The following is a 3,094-nucleotide window of genomic DNA, read 5'->3' on the forward strand; positions in this document are numbered from 1 at the left end:
AACGCCATGCGCGAGGCCGTTCCGCAGCTCGTCATCGGGGTGGTCTGGGCGGGCCTGCTGATCGGCGCGCTCACCGTGACGGCGCCGCCGCTGGCACTGAACCCGCGCCTACGGAAGGGCAGTTCGGCGACCGTTCTGAGCATCGGTGCGACCGGGGTGTGCAGCCCGACGAGCAACTCCTCGCGCAACGGGGCCGATCCGTCCAGGAAGCGGAGCAGCCGCGCGGGGGGAACCGAGCGGAAGAGGCCGGTGAAGAAGGCGGCGCCGTCCACCCGCCCGGTGTCCAGGGCCCGCAGCATGACCGCGTCCATGGCGAGGGAACGGGCACGGTAGGGGGACGGTGGCCGCGGCGGCTTCCCGGCGCGCAGCGCCGCCGCCAGCGACCGGCTCTGGCGTTGGACCGCGCTGAAGGTGTAGCCGGTGGAGGGCCGGGTGGCGCCGCCCGCCGTCCCGATGCGGAACACCGACCGCCCGACGCGCGACGGGAACCGGCCGTCCGTCATCGGAATGACGCCGTGCTCGGTGGCGGACACCCGGTAGGGCGACGCGCCGAGAACCTCACCGAGATGATGGTCCAACGCCCTCTCGTAGGCCGCTGGTTCGAGTGGTGCACGGGAGAACTCCGTGTACTCCACCAAGGCCGAGCGCGCGTCCAGCGGGAGCACGTAGGCGAAGGACAGACCGTGGTGCGGCTGAGGCGTGCGGAAGTCCATGAGATCGGCGGTGTCCGGTTCGAACACGGGGCGCTCGGTGTGCACGAAGCGGCCGGTGAAGTGCTGGAGGAGCGTGGTCCGGGCGGCCGGCAGACGGCCGGGCGGACGCGAGTCGAAGACGTACCGTCCCCGCACGACGGTACGACGCCCCTGGGCATCCTCGCCGGCCACCTCACCGCCGCCCCCGGCCGCGTCGCGCACCATCCGCACGGTCAGTTCGACGCGCCCGAAACCCGCGGCTGTCGCAAGCCGGCTCTCCACCAGCGTGGTGAACGCGTCGGACCGGAGCATCTTGTACCGGAGCGGCGACGGCACCGTCACCGTGGCCGAGCCGTCGGTGGCACGCACCCGGAGCCGCTGCCACGAGGCCGTCAGCACCGCGTCGAACTCGCCGCCCGGCGGCTCCCAGAAACACCAGGTGCGCGGCGGCGGGTGGAGCGGTCCCGGCGGGGCGTCGACCAGGAGCACGGAGAGCGGAACCCGGGCGCCGGGCGCGCACAGCCGGTACGCCAGCGACAGACCGGCCGCTCCGGCACCCACGATGACCACGTCGGCGTACGGCAAGGGGGTGCTCTCTTCCTCCGGGAGGTCTGGACGGGCGGACGGCTCCCAGCCGTCCACGAGGGGCGGCGTACGGGCGGGGCACGGCGGTGCGCCGGGCACGGCGGTGCGGGCCGTCACCCGTGGCCGTGCCGGTGCTGTCGCCGATCCTTCCGCAGCGGGAGCCCGCCCGGACGCATCCGGCGCGCGAGTGTCGCGCGTCGGCGCGCGTGGGGGCGTACGAAGACGTACGGGAACGTACGGGAACGTACGGAGGCTCCTCGTGGCCGGAAGCTTGGGAGCCCCGGGCACACGCCCCCGGTGTGTCAGCCGCCGATCTCGGCGGTGATGGCCTCCCACACTCCCTGTGGCGGCGGGAGAGGAAGGTCGGCCGCGGTCACCGCCCGGGCGGCGGCCACCACCGCACCGAGCGCCTCGAACTCGGCACGGCAGTCGGCGCACCGGCGCAGGTGCTCCAGTGCGGGGCCGTCACGCGCGGACCGGTGGCCGAGAGCCAACTCCGTCAGCTCGTCCTCGTGGACGTGGTGCGCCATGTGCACCTCCCTCGGGACCTGCTTCCCTCCGGTGCCGCCGGTCGGACGCACCCGGGGCGGGACGCGTCGCCGGCGTAGGACACCGTCGGGGCCGTGACGCCGGGTCAGCGCATTTCCGGCGAAGCGGCGGTGAGTGACCGCCGCATCCGCGTAAGCCCCCGGCGGGCGTGACTCTTGACGGTCCCCAGGGGCAGGCCGGTCCGTTCGGCGATCTGCACCTGGGTGAGGTCGTCGAAGAAGGCCATGCAGAGGATGTGTCGCTGTACGGACGGGAGTTTGCCCAGCTCCTGGACGATCAGGACCCGGTCGAGCACGGCCTCCGGCCCGGCCGCCCCGGCGCCGTGCACCTGTTCCCGCGCGGCGGACGCGGTGGCCACTTCGCCGCGCCGGGTACGGGCGGCCAGCGCGTCGGCGATCTTGCGCCGGGTGATGCCGACCAGCCACCCGGGCAGCGGTCCCCGCTCCGGGCGGTAGCCGGCGCGCCCCCGCCACGCGGCCAGGAACACCTGCTGGGTGACGTCCTCCGCCTCCCGGGCATCGCCGAGGGAGCGTGCGGCCAGCGTGTGCACCAGGGTTCCCCACCGATGGAAGATCCGGGCGAAGGACTCCGCGTCGCCTCTGAGGAGTCCATCCGCCAGTTCTGCTGCGGCGCGGTCCTCGTCCTCGCTACGCTCCTGCGCGGGCAGGCGGACCAAGCCTTCCAGTGCGCGATGCCTCACCGGTACGTCGACTGCGGTCATCGGTGTCCTCCTCTTCGGGAACCCGGGAAGCCCGGAGTCCGGGCGGCAGAAGGCTGTAGAGGCCGCACCGCCGCCCGGCCAGGAACGCCAACGGCTCGCCGGAGCCGGGGTGTTCCATCGGTGCCAGACAACCCGGCTCCCGACCGACCCGGCAACATGCATCGTTTCTGCGTCGTATCGTGAGCGCATGGACGCATTGAGTCGCGGGCACGCGGAGACGTCGGGCCCCGGGATCACGGACGCACCGGGCGTCAACGCCCCACGCCCCGCCGGTCATGACGGAGGACTGACCACCGGAGCGGTCGCGCGGCTGCTGGGCGTGGCCCCCACCACCCTCCGTTCCTGGGAACGCCGTTACGGCATCGGACCGGCCGAGCGGGAAGGCGGCAGACACCGGCGCTGGACCTCCGTCGACGTCGAACTCCTCATGCGCATGTGCGACTTCACCAGCGCCGGGCTTCCGCCGGCCGAGGCCGCCCGTGCCGCGCTCGCCACCGCGTCGGGTGGCCATGGCGGGGCTCACGGGCCGGGACCGGGTCCCAGTCCC

Annotated in this window: 4 protein-coding genes; 1 reads left to right on the plus strand and 3 read right to left on the minus strand. The window is 73.7% G+C overall.

The features are described 5' to 3' along the window. From ACWD3D_RS35250 to ACWD3D_RS35260, 3 genes are all read right to left on the minus strand, one after another. A partial coding sequence (locus ACWD3D_RS35250) for a lycopene cyclase family protein (RefSeq protein ID WP_451464759.1) occupies positions 1-1,277 on the minus strand: 1,277 nt, incomplete at its 3' end. Between the two features lie 302 nt (positions 1,278-1,579). Continuing rightward, entirely contained in the window at positions 1,580-1,807 is a 228-nt protein-coding gene (locus ACWD3D_RS35255) for a hypothetical protein (protein ID WP_451464760.1), read from the minus strand. A gap of 104 nt (positions 1,808-1,911) precedes the next feature. Next, complete coding sequence (locus ACWD3D_RS35260; RefSeq protein WP_451464761.1) at positions 1,912-2,547, minus strand: sigma-70 family RNA polymerase sigma factor; 636 nt, start codon at positions 2,545-2,547, stop codon at positions 1,912-1,914. A 187-nt stretch (positions 2,548-2,734) separates the two neighbouring features. On the opposite strand from ACWD3D_RS35260, the gene ACWD3D_RS35265 reads away from it, so the two are divergent. Continuing rightward, positions 2,735-3,094 (plus strand): MerR family transcriptional regulator (locus ACWD3D_RS35265; protein ID WP_451464762.1); only part of this gene is annotated, 360 nt, incomplete at its 3' end.

This window comes from Streptomyces sp. NPDC002690 (assembly GCF_053592415.1).

What these genes read in the sequence shown, in the direction of transcription:
- ACWD3D_RS35255 (WP_451464760.1), bottom strand. Translation starts at nt 1,807, where the DNA reads ATGGCGCACCACGTCCACGAGGACGAGCTGACGGAGTTGGCTCTCGGC.
- ACWD3D_RS35260 (WP_451464761.1), bottom strand. Translation starts at nt 2,547, where the DNA reads ATGACCGCAGTCGACGTACCGGTGAGGCATCGCGCACTGGAAGGCTTG.